Here is a 23,002-nt window from a genome sequence, read left to right on the forward strand (position 1 = left end):
TCAGGCACTGAACAGCTGGCTGATTTGTTCGGACAGTGCGGCCACGTCCTTGGCCAACAGCCAGTCCAGCGTCAGGTAAACCCCGACGCAGACCAGCGCGATCAGCGCCAGGTACAGCCAGACAGGCACTTCGTGCCGGAGCATTTGCGACACCTGGTCGGGCAGGGCCCAATCCGGCGACAGCGCCTTGGGCGACTTGCAATAACGCGCGATGTCCTGGCCCAGGGTGTTGGCCAGGTAGCGCAGTTGGTCCTTCTCGCCGACGGCGAATTTGCCCTCGAATCCCAAGGCCAGGCACAGGTGATACACCTCCAGCACGTCGATGTTCTGCTTGACGTCGCTGCGCAGCGAATCGATCTTCTCGTAGAAACCTTTGCCCGCCAGGTGCACGCCGAAGTAGCGGAACTGCAACGGCTGCAATTCGAAGTGGCTACGCAGCGGGCTGTCTTTGTCTTCGGCACGCAACACGCTCTCGTCGAGGAACGCGCACAGGGCGTACTGGGTGTCCTTGACCTGCTCGACGCTGTAGTTGGCACTACGGGCTTCGCGCTCCAGAGTCGCGAAGAAGCTGTCGACGCTGGCCTCGAAGGCGGTGACCGAAGTGACCTGGCGGCCCTTGCGCACCATCAGCGCCATGCTGATGAAGTCCTGCACCAGGTCTTTCAACAGCGGTTTGTCGGTGGCGGTCGCTACGGCGCCCTGCATTACGGCTTCAGTCATTTGAGTACCGCCATCAGTTCAAGCTTGAGATTGGTAAAGGCGCTGGGTGCGTAGAACGAGATGGCCTGGGCGCTCATCATTCGTTCGTACACGCGGCCATGGGGCTCGATGGAGAAGTAGTGATTGTCCAGGCGGACCGGGATCGCGTTCGGCAAGCGCGTCGAGTGATTGAGCGTGACGCCGGGCATCGCGCTGTTGACCACCACTTCGATGTCTTCCGGCGACCCCACCTTGAACGCCCGCGGCACCAGTTCCAACAGGCTGGAACCGGGCATGTCAGCGTGCACCGAGATATAGAAGTCGGCTTCGGCCAGGCGCGGGTCGAGCAACTGCCCCTGCCAGTAAGAAGGCTTGGTCTGGGTCAGGTTGATCACCACGCACTGGTTCGGCACCACGTTATCCAGCAGCACGCGGATCATCTCGTCGAGCTTGACCAGGGACGTCGCAGGGTCATGATGGTCGTACTCGGGGATGTCGTTGAGCTGGGTGTCCAGGGAGAACGTCAGCAGGCCACCGGCGAGTTCCGCGAGAAACAGGTACAGGCGCTCGGGGTGCAGGCGCGGGTGCGCAAGCAAATGCGCGAGGCTTGGGTACGCACGGTTTACCGTATTCAGCAGCCAGAACAGGGTGACGTCGCTGGAACCGAACTCGGCGATCTGGTCCGCGCGCTCGCGCCGCCGACCCGACAGCGCCTTGCTCTTGGCCTGCAAGACACCGAGCAAACGTTTGCCCAAACCAATCAAGGTTTCGTGAGTGCCGACATGCAGCGTCGGGTGCACGAAGTGCGGGTCGAGGTTGAAGCCGCCGATGTTATTGCGCGACAGCCGGGCGATCGGGCAGTAGCTGTAGCCATCGAGGTTATCGCCATCGATCAGCATCACCACGTTCAGGCGCAGGCTGGTGATTTCATTTTCCAGGTCGCCTTCGTTAAGGTCGGGCAGGGTGTCGAACTGCTTGCGAAAACGCCGCGCGCTTTTTTGTTCCTGGCCGTCCTCGATGTAGTTCATGCCAAAGGGCTCAGGCAGTTTCAGCGCGGCGTAGACCTTGAGGTCGTTACTCTTGAGCAGGTCCTTGAGGTCGCGGGCGGCCGGCAGCGGATCATGCTGCGGCGCGTCGAACAGGCTGCCGTCGGGAAACACCAGCTTCAAGCGCTTGAGCTGCAACGAGCCGGTCGCCAGGGCTTCTTCGTCGACCTGGAGCATCTGCACGCCCCAGTGGAACGGCGTGCTGCGCAGCGTCGACTCGGCCAGCTGGTGCTGGTGGAACTCGTCCTGATATTGGAAATGCTGCGGCAAAAGGAACATGCCCTCCGACCACATCACCCGGCTTTGCTTACTCATGAACGCCTTCCAATAGAGAGTTTAATTTTGATTCGGTGGCTTTTTTCGCCTGGCTGGTCGCGGTGTCTTGCGCCTGCTCCACGGCCGCGTCCTGCAGACGCTGGGTCAGGGTGTTTTCGGCCGGTCGCGCGGCGGCTTGCGCCAGCTGTTCTTCAGTCTTGGGCTTGTTCAACACGTCCATGCCACCCACGGCGGTCACGGTGTTGTTATCCACCAGCACCCGCAGGCCATCGGAGGAGAACCAGATGCCGTCCTTGCGCAGGGAGTTGGCGTCGAACGCAACTTTCCAGCGGCTGGCTTCGTCCGAGCGGAAAAACGCCGCGACCCCGACGTAACCTGCGGCCTTGTTCAACGGCCAGCGGTCGACCTGGCCCATGCCCGGCAGCAAGGTGATCTCGCGGTTCTCGATCAGGGTATTGCCGAGGGCTTTTTGCGGGTCGTCCCACAGCGAGTCGGCGTCGATCGAGGTAAAGCGCTCCAGGGAACTCAGCTGGTACACGCGCAGCACCACCGACAGCGGCTTGCCGGACTCGTCGGGGTTGAGCTGATTGCCGCCGTCGGAGGTCAGGATGACCTTTTCGTTATCGTCGAACAGCATGTCGCCGGCCCAGGTGTCGTCGACGCGCTTGCCCACGCGGTCGGTGACGCCACAGGCGGTCAGCACCATCATCATTGCAGCGGCCGTCAGGCATCTGGCCAATGCCGGCTGCGCCAGTCGCTTCCCTGAATGTCTGTTGTCCATGATGCTCACCTTCAAATGCTCGTTCAGCACAGGCTGTAGGCGAAATCGCCGTCGCTGCCCAATTCGATCTTCAAGCTCTGGATCGGCTTGTCCTCGGCCATGCGCTCCAGTACCCGCTGGGCCAGTTCCGGCATCAGCGTTCGGGAGAGGATGTTGTCGATGTTGCGTGCGCCGCTGTCGACTTCGGTGCAGCGCGCGGCAATCGCCTTGACCAGCGCCTCGTCGTAACTGAGCACCGCCTGATGGTTGCGCTCGAAGCGCTGGCGAATGCGTTGCAGTTTCAGGCCGACGATGCGTTCCAGAATCGCGTCCTGCACCGGGTAATACGGCACGATGCTCAGGCGCCCGAGGAACGCCGGTTTGAACACCTGGTTCAGCTCGTCGCGCAGGCCTTCGACGATGTCTTCCGGGGTCGGTTGCTGCTCGGCATTCAGGCACCACTGCATGATGCGATCGGTGCCGGTGTTGGAGGTGAGGATGATCACGGTGTTGCGGAAATTGATCTCGCGACCTTCGCCGTCATCCAGCACACCTTTGTCGAACACCTGGAAAAACAGCTCAAGCACGTCCGGGTGGGCTTTTTCCACTTCGTCCAGCAGCACCACGCTGTAAGGCTTGCGCCGTACCGCTTCGGTGAGCACGCCGCCTTCGCCATAACCGACGTAACCCGGTGGCGAACCCTTGAGGCTCGAAACCGTGTGGGCTTCCTGGTACTCGGACATGTTGATGGTGATCAGGTTGCGCTCGCCGCCATACAGGGTGTCGGCCAGGGCCAGGGCGGTTTCGGTCTTGCCGACGCCGCTCGGGCCCAGTAGCAGAAACACGCCGATCGGCTTGTTCGGGTCTTCCATGCGGGCCCGGGACACCTTGATGCGCTTGCCGATTTCATGCAGCGCGTGGTCCTGGCCGAGCACACGTTCGCCGAGCAGTTCGGGCAGGCGCTGCACGGTGTCGATTTCGTCGCGCAGCATCTTGCCCAGGGGAATGCCAGTCCAGCCGGAAATCACTTCGCCAATTGTCCCGCCATCCACCAGGGCATGCACCAGCGGTTGTTCGCCCTGGACGCTGCTCAACTCGGCGCGCACCGCAGCGATCTCGCGGGCATCCGGTGCCTGGTTGTCCGGGTGGCTGAGGGCACCGAGTTTCTCCACCAGGGCCAGTTCGCGCTGCCACTGTTGTTCCAAGGCTTCGCGGTTTTGCTGTTCGCTGGTCAGTTCGCTGTGCAGGGTCGCCAGGCGGCGCGAGTGGTCGCTGCCTTTGCCGGCTTCCTGCTCCAGCACGCTGATCTCGGCCTGCAGGTTGTCGATCTGGCGTTTGCAGTCTTCCAGCGGCCCCGGTTGCGCGGATTGCCCCAGGGCAACGCGGGCGCAGGCGGTGTCGAGCACGCTGACGGCTTTGTCCGGCAGCTGGCGGCCAGTGATATAGCGGCTGGACAAGCGCACGGCTTGCACCAGGGCTTCGTCCATCACCGTGACCTTATGGTGATCCTGCATCTTCGCCAGCAAACCGCGCAGCATGTGGATTGCTTTGTCTTCGTCCGGCTCTTCGACCTTGACTACCTGGAAGCGGCGGGCCAGGGCTGCGTCTTTCTCGAAATACTTTTTGTATTCAGCCCAGGTAGTCGCGGCGATGGTGCGCAGTTCGCCCCGGGCCAGGGCCGGCTTGAGCAGGTTAGCGGCATCGTTCTGCCCGGCCTGGCCGCCGGAACCGATCAGGGTGTGCGCCTCGTCGATAAACAGAATGATCGGGTGCAGACTGCGCTTGGTTTCTTCGATCACCGACTTCAGGCGATTTTCAAACTCGCCTTTCACCCCGGCACCGGCCTGCAGCAAGCCGAGGTCAAGGGTGTGGATCGCGACATCCTTGAGCACCGACGGCACATCGCCGTGGACGATACGCAGCGCCAGGCCTTCGACCACGGCGGTTTTACCGACGCCGGCTTCACCGGTCAGGATCGGGTTGTTCTGGCGACGACGAGTGAGGATGTCGACCATCTGCCGCACTTCAAACTCGCGACCCAGCACCCGATCGATCCGGCCTTCGCGGGCGCTTTGGGTCAGGTTGATGGTGTATTGGTCGAGGGCCGGGGTCTTGCCATTGCCTTTCACCGTGCTGCGGGGCGTAACGTCCGCGCCGGCCAGGGGTTTGGCCTGCTGCGATTCGGCGCTGCCTTCCACCAGTGCGCCAAGGTTGACCCGCAGGTCATCGGCGTTGATTTTTTCCAGCTCCGGCGCAGAGGCGATCACCACCCGGCGCAGCTCGTTGTCATCCAGCAGCGCCTGCAGCAGGTAGCCGGTGCGAATCTGCCCCTGGCCGAACTCGATGGAGGCCAGTACCCAGGCTTGCTCGATCATCCGCGTGATGTGCGGTGACAAGGCCGGCGTGCGGGTATTGCCCTTCTTGAACGTGCCCAGCGCCGTCATCAACTGCGCCTGCAGGCGCTCGGGTACCACGTCGTAGTGACGCAGGATGGCCGGCAGGTCGTTGTCGTCGCTGTCGAGCAGCTGCAACAACAGGTGCTCGATCTCGACGTCGTAGTGTTGCTCCGACAGGCACAAGGCGGCAGCGCTTTCAGTGGCGGTGCGGCTGGTGTCATTGAGTTTGGCAAACAGGGACTTCAGGTTCACAGGGAGACCCCATCAAAAGGAATGTGGAAGAGGGCACAACGGGACGGTGCCACGTCGACGCCAGGGCGTTTGAGCCAGCCAAGCCAGCCCAGTGACACATTGCCCTGGCGCCCGAGGCGGGCTGCAGGTACTGCTTCGGGTTTGAGCTTGGGCGCCAGCTGGAAATCCAGTTCGGCACCGACGTAGAACCGCACCAGTTCCACCAGTTTCTGGTAGTCCACGGTGCCGGGCTGGAATCGTTGATAGTCGGCGAGGTCCAGCGGACCCAGCTCGATGCGCACGCACGACTGGTAATCCCAGACCCGGTTGCCGGCGACCGCGCTCTGCCCGAGTACCGCGTTCTTGCGCCCCAGCTGCGTGCACTGGCTGGCGTCGAGGTGCAGCCAGCGGCCGGCGAACGGCTTGATCTTGAACGGCAACGAAAAATAGAAGCTGAGCATCGCTTCGAGGTTCATCGCGTTGCGCGGTTTCTGCGCGAACAAGCCGGAGAAATAGCTGAACAGTTCCCGGCGCAGCGGCGAGCCCTGCTTGTCGAACTTCTGCTTCTGCGCCTCGGGACCAAAGCCCACCAGGTTGAGCAGGTAGCGGTCAAAGTCCGAAGTGCCGTTGCGCTCGTACTCGATGTAGAACTTGTATTTCTGCCAGGCTTCGTAGAACAGCGTGGTCATGCGGTGCGAGAAAATATCCAGGAACGCATGGGCCGCGTCATCGCGGTACTGCACGTGCCGCTCGATCAGCAACTCGGTGTACGGCCGTGGCAGCACGCCCGACGGCCCGACCAGGCCCATGAACGTCACTTGCACTTCCGACAGCGGCAAGCCGGCCGCCGAGACCTTGCCTTCGCGCTCGAACTGCAGGTCGCTGACTTCACTGGCAGGGAAGTTCAGCGACAGCTGCGAGCGAAAACGCAGAGGGTCTTCGTGCGGTCGAGTGTCCAGGTCCATGCGCCCGGTTCTGCTGTAATGCAGGCGGAGCAAGCGCACCAATTGGAAAAACTCGAATCGGTGCGGCTCAGCCCGTGCCTGGTCGATCAGACCAGGGGTTGATCGCCGGTTCGCGGTGGCCATTGGACGACTCTCTTCTCGCGCTGCAAAGTGCGAAGGGTTAATTGGGTGAAGCTGTTCATGCTGCAGTACTGGCCGAAGAAGTGGTCCAGCACCATGCCGAACAAAAACACGCCGCTGCCGGTGTACTGGCTTTCATCGAAATTGAGGGTGATGCCCACGCCACGCACGAAGTTCGGCCGCGGGTGGCCGATGCGCGCCACCACCGGTTCGCTGCTGACCGAGACAATCCCGTTGATCTGTTTTCGGATCGCCGAGACGTTGCGATAGTTGTACAGCGACAGCAGCTCCAGCAGCACCTCGCGCCCCCGGGACACCAGGGACATGTGGTTGAGCGACAGGTGCGAGATCAGCCGCCAGATCACCCCGTTGCCCAAGGGCACGCGCGCGGTGGCGGTCGGTTTGCGCAGGCAGCGGATGTCGTCGATCACCGTGTTGCCGGGAATGTTGAACTCGCCGCGTTCACCACCGAATGGCAGCATCAGCGGCAGATCGCGGTTGCTGCAGGTCAGGCGGATGCTCAAGGTGTCGTGGCTGGAATTGAGCAGTTCGAGCTCGCGGTCCACCACGCGGATGACCATGTTCGAACCGTCCTGCTGACGGTTTTTTACCGGACGCCGGCGGGCAATCCAGAAGCTCTGCCCCGGGCCCTGATCGGCCCGCGGTTCGAAGAACGGATGGCAGGTAGCAACCTGGTCGACACCGCCGACCTTGCGCACGCGCTGCACGCGGTCGATCGACACCACTTCCGCGCAATTCTGCAGACGCACATCCGGCGTCACCGCATATTCGTGCTGGGTATGGGTCAGGTGGATCGGGTCGGCCTGCTGGCGGAACAGGTTGATGATCGGCGTGCAGTTGAGCTTGAAATTATTGCGCCCGATATTCTGGGTCAGGCGCGTCAGGCGATCAGTCAGGTCGTAGTCGGAGAAGTAGAAATTGATCTCGATCTTTTCAAGATTCTTGCCCGCCAACAGCCGGGCGAATCCCGACAGGTCGAAGAACATGAACTTGTCCGGGAAGGTGAAGTACTCGTGCAGCAGGCGATAACCGAGGAACGAGCGCTCGGAGTAATCCACCAGGCCTTCGTCCAGACCGTAGCCAACGGCTTTCAGCGAGTCCGCCGGCAAGGTGATTTCGCGGGTGCGGCCCTGGTCTTCAAAACTCAAGGTGGCCTTGGCCAGGTTGTTGAACAGCAGCTCGTACAGCTGCAGCATCAGGGTGCTTTCGCCGTCGAGGAAAAACCGCAGGCGGTCCAGCTCCATCTTGCCGAACAGCACATCCGAGGTCGCCGTCAGGCCGATGCGCAGGCGCGCCACCAGGTCGGCGCTATGGCCGTTGAATGCCGAACGCTCCATCTCGATGAACGACGCCTGGTTCACCGCCACCGGCCACAGTTCTACCGGGTAGCAGGTGCGGAATTTGCACACCATGCCGTCGATCGGATTGGCGCTGAGCTCGGTGTGGCGAGGCACGTGGAAGGCTTCGGTGACTTTCTCGCGCTGGCCCAGGTTGAACTCGACGATCGACATCGACGGGGTAGGGCGCAGGTAGTGCGGGTACAGCACTTCAAGGAACGACTCGACGATTTCCGGCAGCTCGTCATCAAGTTTTTTATGCACCCGGGCGGACAGGAACGAGAACGCTTCGATCAGGCGCTCGGTATGCGGGTCCTCGCAGTTATCGCCCTCGATGAGCAACCGCGAAGCAATCTTCGGGTACTGGCTCGCAAACTCCTGGCCGAGAAAGCGCAGGTGCGACAGTTCCTTTTCGTAATAGGGCAGCAGATCGTCGAGCATCAGTTGAGGTTCTGCACTTTGTATTCCTGGGTATTGACCTGCAGCACCGCGTCGAAGGAAACCTGACGGGTGATGTCCTGCAGGCGCAGTACTGCGTCCACGCGGAAGGTCAGCATGCGTTGGCCGGTCTGTTGGGCGAGCAGTAGCACCTTGACGCTGTGAAAGCGCCGGTCACCGACGCTGATCGCTTTCTCCAGCTGGCGTTGAATCAGCAGGCGGTCCTGCGGATCCAGCACACTGCGGCTGGTGAAGTCGGGCATGCCGTAGTCGAGGATGGTCCCGCCCAGATTGACGAAACCTTCCAGCTCGTTGGCGACCAGGGACTGGCGCGTGTTCACCAGGACTTCCAGGTCGCGAACGATGCTGGCCTTGTAATCGGCCAGCGAACACAAGCGTTGCGACGAAGCTTCCATGGACTGGTGCGGATGATCGTCGAGCAATCGATCCAGCAGCGATGGCAACAGCCTGTGTTGACTACTCATATTGCCTCCCTGGCAACAATGTCGATCAGCCGCGGGTCGATTGCGGCAATTCGGCAACCAGACGCAGCGATGCGGTCAGTTCGTCCAGTTGGTAGTGCGGACGCAGGTAGGTCACGGCCTTGTACACGCCTGGCTTGCCTGGCACCTCGAACACTTCGGCGCGGGCTTCACGCAGCGGGAACTTGGCCTTGGCTTCCTGGCTCGCCGTGTCGTCCAGCAACACGTAGCTCGACAGCCACTTGTTGAGGAACATCTCGACGTCTTTACGCGAAGCAAAGCTGCCAATCTTGTCGCGCATGATCGCCTTCATGTAGTGCGCGATACGCGAGGTGGCGAAGATGTACTGCAGCTGCGCCGAGAGGCGGGCGTTGGCGTTGGCGATATCGGTGTTGTACTGCTTCTGCTTCTGCGCCGACTGGGTGCCGAAGAACGCGGCGTAATCGGTGCCTTTGCAATGCACCAGCGGAATGAAACCGAGGTCCGACAGCTCTTTTTCACGGCGGTCGGTGATCGCGATTTCGGTCGGGCACTTGAGGGCGATTTCGCCGTCGTCGGTCTTGAACGTGTGAGTCGGCAGGCCTTCAACCAGGCCACCGCCTTCCACGCCACGAATCGCCACGCACCAGCCGTAACGCGAGAACGCGTCGGTGACCCGGGTGCCCAGGGCGTAGGCGGCGTTCATCCATAGGTACTTGTTGTGGTCACGGCCATCAACGCTTTCAACGAAGTTGAATTCTTCCACCGGCGTGGTATCCGGGCCATACGGCAGGCGACCCAGCACGTGGGGCAGGGTCAGGCCGACGTAGCGCGAGTCTTCCGAAGCGCGGAACGACTTCCACTTGGCGTATTCGACGGTGTCGAAAATCTTCGCCAGGTCCCGTGGGCCGGACATGTCGGTGAACGAGTCCCAGCCGAACAGCTCAGGCGAGGCCGCCGAGATGAACGGGGCGTGGGCCGCAGCAGCGACGTGGGAAATTTCTTCGAGCAGGTACATGTCTTCGGGGCTGCGATTGAACTCGTAGTCACCCAGCAACATGCCGAACGGTGCACCGCCGAAGGTGCCGTATTCTTCTTCGTAGATCTTCTTGAACAGCGCGCTCTGGTCAAATTCCGAGGCGGCCTTGAGGTCGCGCACCAAGTCTTTCTTCGAGGCGTTGAGCAGGTGAATCTTCAGCGTGGTGCTGGTTTCGGTCTGGTCCACCTGATACTTCAGGCCACGCCACGAAGCTTCCAGCTGCTGGAATTCACGGGCATGCATGATCTCGTTCATCTGCTCGGAGAGCATCGCGTCGATCTCGGCGATGCGCGCATCGAGCACGGCGATCAGGTCCTTGCTCGGCGTCATTTCGCCTTCCAGCACCTGGCCGACCAGTTCGCCGATCAGGTCACGGGTGCGAGTGCGCTCGGTCTCGGAGCGGGCCACGCGGCTTTCCGAAATGATGCTGTCGAGCAGGGAGGATTGCGGGGCGAAGTTTTCCACTTCGACCAGTTCGCTGTCCTGTTGAGTCACGGTTTGCTTGTCGTTCATCTTCAGGCTCCTACTCTTTGCCAGCGGTGGCAGGGGCGGCGGCTTCACGGCCGAATTCCTTGCCCAGCGTTTTCAACTTTTCAGTGTTCTGCAACACGTCCATCAGCAGCTCTTCGAGCTTGTCGTTGCCGCCCATCTTGTTGCGCAGGTCCGCCAGCTTGTTGCGTACTTCCAGCAGCTTGCGCAGCGGCTCGACCTGCTTCACCACGTTCTGTGGCTCGAAGTCTTCGAGGGCATTGAAGTTGAGCTCGACGCCCAGCTGCGTGCCATTCTTGGCCAGGGTGTTGTCGACCCGATAGGTCAGGCGCGGCTTGATGCCCTTGAGCACGCCGTTGAAATTGTCGCGGTCGATGAAGATGAACTTGCGGTCCTTGAGCTTCGGCAGCGGCTCCAGCGGGTTGCCGGAGAAATCGCCCAGCACACCGACGACAAACGGCAGCTCTTTCTTTTCCTGAGCGTCACCGATATCCACGTCATAGGTGATATGGACTCGAGGCGCGCGAACGCGGTCGAGTTTGTGCTGGGTACTTTCCTTCTTCGCCATCGTGATCTCCTGGTGCGAACCAATTCGCTGCAAGTCATTTGCGTTCGGCTGAACAGTCGGCCGGGCGCGTTACATTCCTTCGATCGTCAGCAGAAGGCGCTGACGGATTTCATCGTTCATCTGCAAAATATCGTCGTGGCCCACCAGCTCTTCGAAGCTGCTGTTGCCGGCAATCTGGGTGCTGCTGCGGATCACTGCTTCATCGGGCAACTGCGCGCGCACCGGCGAGCTGATGACGCAGAAGGGCAGGTCACCAAAGTCTTTCAGGCGTTCGAAACTCACGGGAAAACGCAGGCCGTCAAGCAGTCGGCTCAAGCCCGGCGATTTGCTCACGCAGTAGAACAGCACCAGGTAGTGCACGACGAAGCGATACAACTCGGCGCTGCTGCGATTAGGGTCTTTGATCACGGCGCGAAAACGCGCCAGGTCGAACGAACTGAAGCCGATCACCCAGCGCACCGGGCTGGTGATGCGAATGACCTGACCGCTCTGGGACAGCACCTTGTCGTATTCCAGCGGAAACAGTTCCGGCGTGGTGCTGATCAGGTTCAGGGGCACTTCGAGCTCGTTGACCAGCTGGAACGGCGAGGCCGAACCGATGCGGTCGTACAGTTCCTTGAGTTCTTTGAAATGGTGTTGGGTCTCACGCCCACTGCTGCGCTGTGCACCTTGCAGATACTCACCGAAAAACGCCTGCGGACGGATCAGCAATGCCAAAGTCGACAGGTAATCCGAAGCCTGAACCTTGAGCGCATCGGAAATGGCCCGGGTCTGGCTGCGCAATTTGATCAGTGCTTCAACGTCAAACGTCTGAGTCATTGGTACATCGTCCTTGAACACTTCGGGTGGCTTGTCGAACATCAACAGCGAGCGCGAAGAGCTACTAATTTCTCGAATGAACACCTGTTCGCAAAGTGCAATTCCTGATGTCAGCCACCAAGGAATTGTTCTGCCAGGAATATAGTGTCTTTGAATACTGGCCTTTCAATGTCGAGTGGCCAGCAACGTGGTGTATGGCAACATTCCGCATACAAAAGTTCACGAGGGAGCGGATTTTTTCTCGTTTTTGATACATGCCGCAATGATGTCCGCTTGCCATCAGTGTGGGGTTTTGTCTTACAGCGGGGTCTGAAACCTCGCAGGCTCAATGGTTTGCGGGGTGGGGTGGATCCAATTTTTTATTTAAATTAATTTCAAAAAAGGTGAACCGGTTCACCAATTTTTTTGAAAACGGGGGAGTTGGGATCAGAAGTGGGGGTTGATATTGAATCTACATCGTGGCGATTGTGAGTAATTGCACTAAATAATTGCCTAAACGACATCCATCAACGTGCATCAACTATGGCAGGAATCTGACTCCAACGTGATTTCAGCGATGGGCTGAGCATTGGAACTGGCATATTCGTAGATAATACGATTGCCCAACGCAAGCATCATCAAATATGCCGTCTGGCCACACAGGGTTTTATTAATCTGTTGAGCGAGATAGCTTTGATAATAGGCCTGCTCGCCTGGACGGCCCTCGTACCCTGCAAGCGTCAACTTGTACCGCACGGTGCGATCGGCATAGGTGATGTTATCGATGCGAGTCGCTGGATCCAGCATGATCGGCAGCTGTTGCTGCTGTTGTTTGACCACATCGGTCAGGATCTTTTCCGCATCCTGTGCGTACAAGGGCGTCGTGAACGACGTTGCAGCGATGAAGGCTAATGAGGCGTAGAGGAAGCTGGACTGCTTCAAAATGATCTCTCCCTGAGTAGTGGTTGCGGCTTCAAAATCCAAGCACCGCCGGTGCTCGCCTTGGCGTCAGTCGGGCTTCAACCCGCTGTTCTTCTTCTCTTCCATCTGCGCCTTGAGGCGCCGCAGCGTAGGCGATTCACCGCCGGTCAATTCAATTTTGAACTCGGCAAATGCATGCTCCAGTTCGGCGTACTGCTGCAAACCTTCTTCGGTAAACAGGTAGCGTCCAGGGATATCCCGCCACTCCATCGGTGTGCGGATCTGGCCGCGCTCAGCCAGGACCAGCAACGGCTCCAGCTCCACGGCCAGTTTTGCTGCGGCAGGGTCTTGTGCTTTCAGCGCGTCGATGGCTGCCCGGAGCTTCGATGCTTTTTCTTTCAGTGTTTCAATATTCATATGCAGCTCTAGTTGGAGGTAGTGCCAATCAGTTTCGGCACTCCCCACTCGGCACGGTTAGGGGTCAGGTACTGGAACGCTTCGCCGGTGCGCTGGATCGCACCGCTCAATTCTGTTGTAGGGGCGACTTTACTGACAAATACCTCGGTTGGCTTCAACGGCGCCATCTCGAAGATGGAATAGCGCGGGGCCTCGCTACCCAGTGGCAAGCCAAATGAGTCGGCCAGTGTTCGTCCGGAGTTGGCCGCTGCCTGCAATTCCTCGTGGGTGGTGAAGAAAGGCGAGTAGGGCGAGACGCTCTGGCCTTCAGGCACAATCTTGATCAGGGGTGAATTGATCAACCTGACTTCCGGAATCGTCGAGCCCGAAGCCACCTGGTCAAACGCCCGGGAGTAAATGGTGGTGGCGTCCGCATCCGGCGCGGCGGCTTGCAGCTTGCCCAGCAGTTTCTCGCCGTCGGTAGTGTTCAGGAAGCTTTCGATCTGCTCGTTCGACAAGCCCTTGGTCTTGAAGGTCTTGACCTTCTTGATCTGGTCTTCCACCGACACGAACTCGGGATCCTGCTTGGCGTAATACTCACGCATCGTCTCCGGTTCAGCCTTCGCCAGTGGCGTCGGCTCCTTCACCTGCAACTCAGCCTGAGCCAACAACTTTTGCTCATTACGGGCCAACCAGCCCGCCAACTGCTTGTTGGATATCTCTGCCTGCAACCGCGCGCTACGGGTCGCGATGCTTTCCATGCTGCCGACCACGCCCGCTTTCATCTGGCCGCGGGTCAGGTAGGTGACGATGGCAGTGAGCAGCAGCAACACCAACTGCTCCTGGCCGCGTGCGAGTTGTCGCGCTGCACGTTCGGTGCGTTCCTGAACGATCGAAGCCGAGCCGCCGCTGGGGTCCAGGCCCGCAGGCTTGACGCCATCATCGGCGTGCCACGCGGTGGTGATGCCTTCCTGCAAAATGGAGAGGCAGGCTGGTAAGCCCTGATAGAAATATTCAGCGATTGCCGACAAACCCAACCCCATCAGGATCAGGTTACCGACTTGCAGGCCGATGCCCGCACCGGCGGCAGCTCCAGGCGCTGCGCCGATCCCGAACGCAAAGGCACCCGCCGCGCCACCGGCAATGGTGCCGATCGCCACGCTGCCGCCGAGGATCATCGAGACTTCCTTGACCAGCTGCAGCAGCACAGGAAGGATCTGCTCGATTTCGATCGAGGCCCATTTGCGCTTGAGATCCATCTGGATGATCGGGTAGGAGAGGGCGAATGCCCGGTTCACCGAGTCAATGCGCTGGCCACCCATGTAGCCATAGGCCTGGCTAGCGCTGTTGCCGACGCGGCGGGTGAAACCGTTCCAGTTGTCGTGAGCGCTGTGCAAGCCCTCATTGACGCCCTGGTTCAGTTCGCTGAATTTCTGCTCGAGGTTGCGTTCGACGTCGGCCCAGCTGGGCACATTCGCTAAAAGATCCATTTACACATCACTGTCCTTAGGTGGAAGAAGCTTCCGTGTCGCCGCATGGGTGGTGCCGAATTTCGGACTTCATGCCGAGGCTAAAGTAATGGCCATTAGCCGCACTCTAGACTGCACTCGAATAATAAAATTCAATGTGGACCCCATTTTTTCTCAATCGCGTAACACTCGGCAATGATGTCAATGAGGCACCAGTTGTGTTTTTCACACGGCATAGCTGCCGTTTATCCTTGATATACGGGGATTTTCTGTCTTCGCGACGGGCAGATATTAAATTCTTAAACTTCCAACCGTTTTCAAACGATCACTGAAATGCAACTAGCGGGTTGACACCATAGCGGGCGAGGGTGTTTCCTTTGCCGCTTTCGGGGCACTGTAACGCCGCTGAGAATGTGACGCCCCTCTCACTCCTGCTTCGATGATGGCACTTTCGCATTGTCTTGCGGTCGCATTAACAGCGCTCGGTCCCGGCTCCGTAAATACGGTGGATCGCAAAAACATAACGGGAAAAGTATGTAGGCAAATTCATACAAAGTTGCGCTGTTGAAGTCTGCAAGTTCGCCCTATGGGCGCGGGTTTATGCGGTTGATGTTGTTGTAATCGGGTTACGGCCCTTCAGTCAGATTCGTTATGCGCAGTGGTTGGCGAGGGCGGTAGCGTTCCCCACTGCTTTCAAGGAGATACTCATGTTGATGGACCTTGCCGCAATGCTTTCCCCGCAGAATCGGCGCCTGTTCAAGTTCAAGAACCTTGCCAACCCCGACCAGCAGCTCCTGCTCGAGTCCTTCAAGGGAACTGACGGTCTGTCACGTGCCTACAACTTCGAATTGATGCTGGTGTGCCAGGATTCGGGGGTGGAACTCAAGTCGATGATGGGCCAGCACGTGGTGCTGGAAATCGAACTGGCCGAGGGCGGTCCGCGGTACCTGGCGGGCTACCTGACGCGCTTCGCCAGCATCGGCAGCGACGGCGGCATGGCGCGCTACACCGCGACGCTGAATCCCTGGTTCTCGATGCTGAAAAACCGCTTCGACACGCGCATTTTCCAAGGCTGCACCGTCGAAGAAGTGGTCACCCAGGTCTTCGGCTTGTGCCCCGCATTTTCCCGCCATGAATTCCGCCTGAGCAAACCGCTCAAGCGCTACACCTACATCACTCAATATCGGGAAACGGATTTTAATTTCGTCCAGCGCCTGCTGGAAGAAGAGGGGATGTTCTACTACTTCGAGCACACCGCCGAAACCCACACCATGATCATCTGCGACGACTCCAGCACCCTGCTGCCGTTGCCGGAACAACCCCAGATCCGCTTCCACACCGCATCGGTCACCGAGAGCGCGGACGCCATCACTCAATGGAGTGGCAACCGCCAGCTGCAGTCCGGAAAAATCGCGGTGCAGACCTTCGATTATCGCCAGCCGACCAACCGCTTGCCGGTCGCCATGAAGAGCCTGAACAAACAGGGCGACGTCGACGATTTCGAGATCTACGACTTCCCCGGCCAATATACCCATGGCACCTATGACGAAGGCGAAGCACTCCTGCGCCTGCGCGTCGAAGCGCTGGAACTCAAGGGCAAGAGCTTCCACGGTTCCAGCAACTGCCGCGCGATGAAGCCCGGCTACACCTTCGAACTGCTGCAGCATTACGACCACGATCAAGGCTCGCCCGACGATCGCCAGTTCCTGTTGATGAGCGTCGAAAGCGAAGGCCACAACAACTACCTCAACGGCCATCAGGCGAGCTACTACAACACCTTCTCCTGCGTGCGCAAAAAGATCGTCTTCCGCCCGCAACTCACCACCCCGCGCCCAACTATCTCCGGCCCGCAGACCGCCATCGTCGTCGGCCCCCCCGGCGAAGAAATATTTACCGATGAGCTCGGCCGGGTAAAAGTGCAGTTCCACTGGGACCGCAAGGGCGAGCACAACGACAAGAGCTCCTGCTGGGTGCGTGTCGCCCAATCCGGCGCGAGCGGCGGGTTTGGCAGCATCCTGATTCCGCGGGTTGGCGATGAAGTGGTGGTGGTGTTTCTCGACGGCAACCCTGATCGGCCGTTGATCATGGGCAGTTTGTACAACAGCAAGAACACTCCACCGTGGTCGTTGCCTGCGAACAAGACGCAGAGCGGGTTTTTGACTCGGTCGATGAAGGGCGACGGCGGTACTGCGAACTTCTTCCGCTTTGAAGACAAGGCCGGCGCCGAGCAAGTGATCATGCACGCCGAGCGCAACATGGACACCGAGATCGAGGTCGACGAGACCCACAGCGTCGGCAGCAACCGCACGATCACGGTGGGTGGCACGCACACCGAGACGATCAAGAAAGACACGGTGATGAATGTCCAGGAAGGCTCGCTGACGATCCAGGTCGATAACCAGTTCATTCAGGTGAATGCCAAGCAGCACATTATTTTGCAGGTGGGAGATAGCAGCATCACGCTCACGCCGGACGGCATCGAGATCAAGGGCAAGGCGATCACCACGACCAGCACGGGCACCACCCAAATCACCGGCTCCGAAGTTCGGGTCAATGACTAGGAACGCCGGCTAATGACCAGAACCAGTCTCTACGATCGTATCTCCGCCAAGCGCATTGCGCTGGAGGAAGCCGCGCGTCTCGAGCAACTTAATGCGCCCCCCGTTGTGCCAGTGCCCGAGCCTGAACCCGTTGCTGTCGTTGCACTGCAAAACATCCCCAGCAGCTTCAACTTCGGTGGTTTTAATCTGGTATTCCCAGCGGGTTTCAATTTCCGCGAGATCCAGACCACCCTTGAACATGAAGGCGAGCCGATCATCCTGACCATCAAGCGTCGAGAGGTGATGCAGGGCCAGAATCTGCAGCAACTTTTCGATGCCGGCGTGCAGACGCTGCGCACGCTTCATCCGGACTTGCGCATCATCCGTCAGCGCGACTACAGCGTGGCGGGCAGTGCCGCGAAGTGCCTGGATTTTCACTGCAAAATCGGTCACGCCGAACGCCACGGACGCCTGGTCGGCGCCATTGTTCCAATGGCCGGCAGTGACGAACTGCAATGGCTGGATATCGCCTGCGTGATTGATCCGACCAAGCCTGCGCTGAGCCTTTGGCTGGTTGATTTCGACAGCATGCTGGAAGGCCTCGCGGCCCGCTGATACCTATTTTTTGAATTAAGGAATTTACTCACATGGATTACGAGTTGCAGGAAGGCAGCATCGCGTTGCCGCAGGGTTTTCAGGACCGCACGGTCAATATGTTTGTGCTGGGGGCGAGCATTCCTGCGCCGTTGAGCATCACCATTTCCAGGGACATGCTGCTGCCCGACGAAGCGCTCAAGGCCTACGTCGATCGTCAGGTGAAAATGCTCGCGTCCAAGCTGCGTGGTTACACCTTGCTGGGCAAAAAGGCGGTCGAGCTTTCCAGGACTGCACCGATCGAAGGCGTTCAGATCGACGCGTATTACATGACCGATGGCCGGCCGTTCTATCAGCGTCAGGCGGCGTTCCTGATCGAGCGAGGGCGCGCCATCATTTTCTCCACCACCGCCCAGGCTGACTTCAGCAGTGAGCAGAACCAGAACTGGGTAGACCTGCTGGCGAGTTTCCAGCCGCGCCAGCCCGGTGTAGACAAGACCGACTCCAGCGAACAGGAGTAACGGTCATGTTCGAAGCCGCAAGGTTTGGCGATGAAATCGCCCACACCAGTGCCCTGGGCGGGTTCCTGATCGGGGCCGCACTCGGGATTGCCCTGGTTGCCACGGTCGCCATCGCGACCTTCACCTGTGGGTTCGGTGTGGCCCTGTTGGCGGGTCTGGCCGCAGGCGTCGGAGGTAGCCTGCTGACTTCGTTGGGGGAGGCAATAGGCAGTAGTTTTTCCTCGCCCTCCGGGACCATCGTCCTCGCCTCGGCGAATGTCTTCATCAATGGGCGCAAGGCCGCTCATGTCGAAAAAAGCATTGGTGCCTGCGACAAACATCCCGGTCCAGTGCAAGTCGCTGAAGGCTCGACCAACGTCTTCATCAACGGCACGGCGGCGGCTCGCAAGGGTGACAAGATCACTTGCGGAGCCACCATTTCCAGCGGTTCGGGCAACGTCTTCATTGGCGGTGGCACCCACCGTTACCTGCCGGTGGACGACGAGATTCCGGGCTGGCTGCGCACCACGGTCGATATCCTGATGGCGGTCGCCGGTGCAGCGGGCGGTATCGCCCAACTGATCAAGGCCGGAACCCAGGCCGGCATGAAAGCGGTCATGCCCTGCGTGCTGAAATTCACTGCCGGTTTCGTCGCCGGTGAGGTCGCCAGTCGTTATGTCGTGGGGCCGGCCATCGAGCGCGCAGTGGGCGGTCTGGTCGGCAATCCGGTCGACGCCACCACCGGGCGCAAGGTCATTCCTGACGAAACCGATTTCAGCCTCCCGGGCCTGATGCCCATCGAATGGTCACGCTTCTACGCCAGCGACCTGACCGTCGACAGTGTGCTCGGCAAGGGGTGGGTGCTGCCTTGGGAACAAAACCTGCGGCGCAGCGGCCGTTTCGTTTACCTGACCGACAACCAGGGGCGCACCGTACCCTTCGTCGACGTGCAGCCGGGCGAGCGCGTTTACAATCCTCACGAACAGGTCTACTTGGTTTGCACCGAAGGCGGCCATTACCTGCTGCAAACCCTCGATAACATCTTCTTCTACTTCGGCGAAGTACCCAGCAATAACGCGCCGGTACCGCTGCAGCGCATCGAAAACGCCCTCGGGCACTTCCTGCATTTCACCCACACCGTTGACGGCAAGCTCACCGACATCAGCGCCACCGGCGGCGTACGGGTGCACCTGCATTACGACAACCCATTGGGTCGCCTGACCGACGTTAAACGCATCGTTGATAACCAGGCCGTTGAAACCCTGGTGCGATATCGTTATGACGATAACGGCCAGCTCAGCGAAGTGATCAATCGCAACCGCGATACGGTCCGCCGCTTCAGCTACATCGACGGCGTCATGGCCAGCCACAGCAACGCATTGGGCCTGACCTGCAACTACCGCTGGCAGACCCTCGGCGACCAGCCCCGCGTGGTGGAACACTGGACCAGCGATGGCGAGCATTTCCATTTTCGCTACGACGTAAACGCTCGCACTACCTGGATCACCGACGTGCTCGGGCGCGAAGCCGAGATCCACTACAACAGCGATCACCGCGTGACCTCCAGCCGTGATTTCGGGGGCGAGCACTACGTCATCGAGATCGACGACACCGGCAACATGACCGGCCTTACACTGCCCGACGGCAATCTCGTCAAGCTCAAGTACGACGAGTACGCGCGACTGCTGGAAGAAACCGACCCGCTCGGGCGAAAGATCAAATATCAGTATCACCACCTGACGACGCTGGTCACCCAGGTCGACTACCCCGACGGCAGCACCTGGAAAGCCCGCTACGACGCCAAGGGCAACCTCATCGCCGAAGTTGATGCGCTGGGCCACAAAACCGAATACCTCAACAGCGACGACGGCCTGCCGCACACCATCATCGACGCCACGGAAAAATCCAAATACCTGTGGTGGAACACCCTGGCCCAGGTCGAGCGCTTCCAGGATTGCTCGGGCAAAAATACGTATTACCGTTATGACGAGCGGCAGCATTTGCTCGCCGTTACGGATGCGCTGAATCAGACCACCACCCTTGAGCGCAAGCCCGACGGCGAAGTGCTGCGCATCCAGCACCCCGACGGCAGCGCCGAGTCCTTCACCTACAACGCCCTCGGCCAAGTGATGACGCACACCGACGGCAAAGGCCAGACCACGCACCTGCTGCGCACCGCTCGCGGCTTGCCGAGCAGCCGTCGGGACGCCAAGGGCCAAATCCGCTACGAGTACGACCAGGCCATCCGCCTGACCACGCTGGTCAACGAAAACAATGCCGCTTACCAATTTGCCTACGACGCCTCAGACCGACTGGTTGAAGAAAAACGCATCGACAACCTGACTCGCCAGTTCAGCTACAACCTGGGCGGGCACCTGACGCGAGTCAACGAAATCGGCTGCGGCGAACGCGGTGAACGCCCACAGCGCAGTACCGAATTCGAGCGTGACCCAATCGGCCGCCTGCTCGCCAAGCTCAACGCCGACGCTCGGCAGGACTACACCTACGACGACGCAGACCGCTTGCTCACCATTGAGCGCAAGCCCACCGCCAACGGCAAGAAACTCGGCGTCAGCGCGGAGAAACTCGATTTTGCCTACGACTTGCTGGGTCGCCTGATCAAGGAAACCACGCCCCAAGGCGCTCTGTCCTACGACTACGATCCACTCAGCAACCTGACCACCCTGACTCTGCCTACCGGCCAGCACCTGAATCACCTGTACTACGGCAGCGGCCATCTGCACCAACTCAACCTCGACGGCCAACTAATCAGCGACATGGAGCGCGATGACCTGCACCGCGAGGTGCTGCGTACCCAGGGCAAACTCACCAGTTGCTTTGGTTATGACGCCATGGGGCGCAAGGCCTGGCAATTCGCCTCGACCCTGCCGGCAGAAAAGCTCTCGCAGATTCAAAACCCAGGCATCCAGCCTGCTCTGTTGGTCGAGCACGCCTACAACCCGATCCACCGCCGCCACCAGTACGATCCCGCTGGCGAATTGACCCGCACGCTGGACAAACTGCGCGGTGAGATCAAGTACCAATACGAAGCCAACGGGCAGCTGCACAGCCGTGACACCGGCAGGTTGGTGGACAGCGAAGAGTTCAGGTACGACGCGGCGGCGAACCGCTTGAATTTCAACACCAGCAAGTTTGATCACGTGAAGGACAACCGGATCAAACAGTGGCGAGATCAGGAATACAGTTACGACCCCTGGGGCAACCTGATTGAAAAATGGAGCGGTATAAGCAAGCTGCAGACGTTCAAGTATGACTGTGAAAATCGGCTGGTTCGGGCTGAGACGTTGCTGGAGGGGAAGCTGGAGAGTACTGGCGAATATCGTTACGACAGCCTCGGTCGACGAGTTAGCAAGACCTCAACAGTTTCCGGAAAAAACCAGCACAAAAATTTCCTCTGGCAAGGTCTGCGCATGCTGCGCGAAGAGGCGCCGGGGCAGAGCAGCCTTTATGTGTACGAGCCGGGGAGTTATGCGCCGTTAGCGCGGGTGGATCAGGTTGAGGGTGGGGAGCAGACGCTTTATTACTTCCATACTGACCAGATTGGTACGCCGCTGGAGATGACTGACCGGGAGGGGCAGATTGTCTGGCAGGCGACGTATAAGGCCTGGGGGGCGATGGAGAAGCTTGAGGTTAATGAGGTCGAGCAGAATCTGCGGTTTCAGGGGCAGTACTTCGATGATGAGACGGGGCTGCATTACAATACGTTTCGGTATTATGATCCGGAGGTTGGGCGGTTTATTTCACAGGACCCGATTGGGTTGCTGGGGGGGGATAATCTCTATCAATATGCACCCAATACCACTGGTTGGATTGACCCGTTTGGCCTATGCAAAAGTTCTGCAAGTGGTGTTAAAGGCACAAATAAAGCACGGCATGATCTTGAACGAAATGGATACAAGGTGGTCTCGGAAGAGGTGACGATGAAAGTAAATGGCAGTAGGATTCGTGCCGATATCGTCGCTCAAGATACACATGGGAATTATCACGTATTCGAGGTTAAGCATGGATCTGGTGGACTCACTAAGAATCAAAAAGCCGCTGGAGTCTATGATATGTCAATTCCTGCCAACACCACGCAGCATCTGGGTGGTGGGACCATAAAACAATCGCAAGGCACAGCAGGCACATTCAAAGTTGATACTAAAGGTAAGCCAGGTAAATCTTTAGGCGGCAAAGGCGCCGTTCATAATGCTACGTTCAATGTTTTGAAATATGGGTGATTTTATGAGTAAAGAAGATAGGGTTTATTTTGAGAGTGAGCTACTAAAGGAGCTAAAGGGTCTTGAATGGCCTGGTTTGTCGATTAAGGCGGTAAAGGGAGGTGTTAAATTTCGCTGGGAAAAAAAAATAGTAGCCGAGCTTGATTTTCAGTATTTGGTAAATTCGAATGCATATATCTTAAATGGCATGGTCTTCGGCGGCCCTATTTTTGACTGTTCTTCAGAAATTACTCCTCCTTATAAAAGCAATTTGGGTAGTGCTGCGTGTTTCTCGTTTACAACCTCAGGAAGGCAAGATAAAAAATTCGGCACAAGTATATATGGCACCATAAGTGTGCCTAAGCGAGAGGATGCTGGTGCGATATGTGCACATATCCGGCGCGCGCTTGAAAGCCACTATATCCCCCTCGTGGCGGGGTGCATACTGCCAAGCGCCCGAACTATTGATGATGTGCTGGCATCTCCGACAGACTATGCATATCCCGCGTTGTTTATTCATTGTGCTGTTGCTTATAATTCAGAGATCATCACCAGCGAGAACGTTGAGAAGGTGAAGTTAAATAATAAAATCATCAAGAGTAAAGATTTTGATTTGAGTCTTTTGAGTACCTTGTAGTATTGCTGGCTGTATATTAGCTTTGGTGTTGGCACTACCGAGAATTGAGAGTGTCAGTTCGAGTGCTCCCTGCATTCTTTT

At 58.8% G+C, this 23,002-nt stretch carries 18 protein-coding genes; 5 read left to right on the forward strand and 13 right to left on the reverse strand.

All coding sequences use genetic code 11. The features are described 5' to 3' along the window. The 13 genes from icmH to ACYZTK_RS26350 form a co-directional block, all read right to left on the reverse strand. Entirely contained in the window at positions 1 to 720 is a 720-nt protein-coding gene (gene icmH, locus ACYZTK_RS26290) for a type IVB secretion system protein IcmH/DotU (RefSeq protein WP_462012499.1), read from the reverse strand. Next, on the reverse strand, positions 717 to 2,060 hold the full coding sequence (gene tssK / locus ACYZTK_RS26295) for a type VI secretion system baseplate subunit TssK (protein ID WP_462012500.1): 1,344 nt from the start codon (positions 2,058 to 2,060) through the stop codon (positions 717 to 719). The genes icmH and tssK overlap by 4 nt, the downstream gene beginning before the upstream one ends. Next, positions 2,053 to 2,802: a type VI secretion system lipoprotein TssJ gene (tssJ, locus tag ACYZTK_RS26300; protein WP_462012501.1), complete on the reverse strand. Its 750-nt coding sequence runs from the start codon at positions 2,800 to 2,802 to the stop codon at positions 2,053 to 2,055. The genes tssK and tssJ overlap by 8 nt, the downstream gene beginning before the upstream one ends. A 23-nt stretch (positions 2,803 to 2,825) precedes the next feature. Further along, a complete protein-coding gene (gene tssH / locus ACYZTK_RS26305) occupies positions 2,826 to 5,429 on the reverse strand; it encodes a type VI secretion system ATPase TssH (RefSeq protein WP_462012502.1) in 2,604 nt (867 codons plus the stop codon). Continuing rightward, positions 5,426 to 6,496 carry a type VI secretion system baseplate subunit TssG gene (gene tssG, locus ACYZTK_RS26310; protein WP_462012503.1) on the reverse strand — a complete coding sequence of 357 codons (1,071 nt, stop codon included), beginning with the start codon at positions 6,494 to 6,496 and terminating at the stop codon, positions 5,426 to 5,428. Before tssG ends, tssH begins: the two co-directional genes overlap by 4 nt. Beyond that, entirely contained in the window at positions 6,460 to 8,292 is a 1,833-nt protein-coding gene (gene tssF / locus ACYZTK_RS26315; RefSeq protein ID WP_462012504.1) for a type VI secretion system baseplate subunit TssF, read from the reverse strand. Before tssF ends, tssG begins: the two co-directional genes overlap by 37 nt. Further along, a complete protein-coding gene (gene tssE, locus ACYZTK_RS26320; RefSeq protein WP_462012505.1) occupies positions 8,292 to 8,774 on the reverse strand; it encodes a type VI secretion system baseplate subunit TssE in 483 nt (160 codons plus the stop codon). The genes tssF and tssE overlap by 1 nt, the downstream gene beginning before the upstream one ends. Before the next feature lie 25 nt (positions 8,775 to 8,799). Continuing rightward, entirely contained in the window at positions 8,800 to 10,302 is a 1,503-nt protein-coding gene (gene tssC, locus ACYZTK_RS26325) for a type VI secretion system contractile sheath large subunit (RefSeq protein WP_266016494.1), read from the reverse strand. A gap of 10 nt (positions 10,303 to 10,312) precedes the next feature. Then, positions 10,313 to 10,846 (reverse strand): type VI secretion system contractile sheath small subunit, encoded by a 534-nt coding sequence (gene tssB, locus ACYZTK_RS26330; RefSeq protein ID WP_462012506.1) that lies wholly within the window; start codon positions 10,844 to 10,846, stop codon positions 10,313 to 10,315. Positions 10,847 to 10,915: 69 nt separating this feature from the next. Further along, complete coding sequence (locus ACYZTK_RS26335; RefSeq protein WP_462012507.1) at positions 10,916 to 11,665, reverse strand: hypothetical protein; 750 nt, start codon at positions 11,663 to 11,665, stop codon at positions 10,916 to 10,918. Positions 11,666 to 12,181: 516 nt separating this feature from the next. Next, positions 12,182 to 12,628, reverse strand: a complete 447-nt coding sequence (locus ACYZTK_RS26340; protein WP_462012508.1) for a hypothetical protein — start codon at positions 12,626 to 12,628, stop codon at positions 12,182 to 12,184. A gap of 24 nt (positions 12,629 to 12,652) precedes the next feature. Then, positions 12,653 to 12,982, reverse strand: a complete 330-nt coding sequence (locus tag ACYZTK_RS26345) for a hypothetical protein (protein WP_462012509.1) — start codon at positions 12,980 to 12,982, stop codon at positions 12,653 to 12,655. A gap of 8 nt (positions 12,983 to 12,990) precedes the next feature. Beyond that, a complete protein-coding gene (locus tag ACYZTK_RS26350; protein ID WP_462012510.1) occupies positions 12,991 to 14,451 on the reverse strand; it encodes a DUF6861 domain-containing protein in 1,461 nt (486 codons plus the stop codon). Positions 14,452 to 15,137: 686 nt separating this feature from the next. Between ACYZTK_RS26350 and ACYZTK_RS26355 the strand changes: the two genes are divergently transcribed. The 5 genes from ACYZTK_RS26355 to ACYZTK_RS26375 are packed head-to-tail and all read left to right on the forward strand — an operon-like array spanning position 15,138 to position 22,921. Beyond that, positions 15,138 to 16,991, forward strand: coding sequence for a type VI secretion system Vgr family protein (locus ACYZTK_RS26355; protein ID WP_462012511.1), 1,854 nt, complete (start codon positions 15,138 to 15,140; stop codon positions 16,989 to 16,991). A gap of 12 nt (positions 16,992 to 17,003) precedes the next feature. Then, complete coding sequence (locus ACYZTK_RS26360) at positions 17,004 to 17,585, forward strand: hypothetical protein (RefSeq protein ID WP_462012512.1); 582 nt, start codon at positions 17,004 to 17,006, stop codon at positions 17,583 to 17,585. Positions 17,586 to 17,617: 32 nt separating this feature from the next. After that, on the forward strand, positions 17,618 to 18,085 hold the full coding sequence (locus tag ACYZTK_RS26365; RefSeq protein WP_462012513.1) for a DcrB-related protein: 468 nt from the start codon (positions 17,618 to 17,620) through the stop codon (positions 18,083 to 18,085). 5 nt (positions 18,086 to 18,090) lie between these two features. Further along, on the forward strand, positions 18,091 to 22,305 hold the full coding sequence (locus ACYZTK_RS26370) for an RHS repeat-associated core domain-containing protein (RefSeq protein ID WP_462012514.1): 4,215 nt from the start codon (positions 18,091 to 18,093) through the stop codon (positions 22,303 to 22,305). 4 nt (positions 22,306 to 22,309) lie between these two features. Then, a complete protein-coding gene (locus ACYZTK_RS26375; protein ID WP_462012515.1) occupies positions 22,310 to 22,921 on the forward strand; it encodes a hypothetical protein in 612 nt (203 codons plus the stop codon). Positions 22,922 to 23,002 lie beyond the last annotated feature (81 nt).

It is taken from the genome of Pseudomonas sp. LB3P31 (assembly GCF_054897945.1).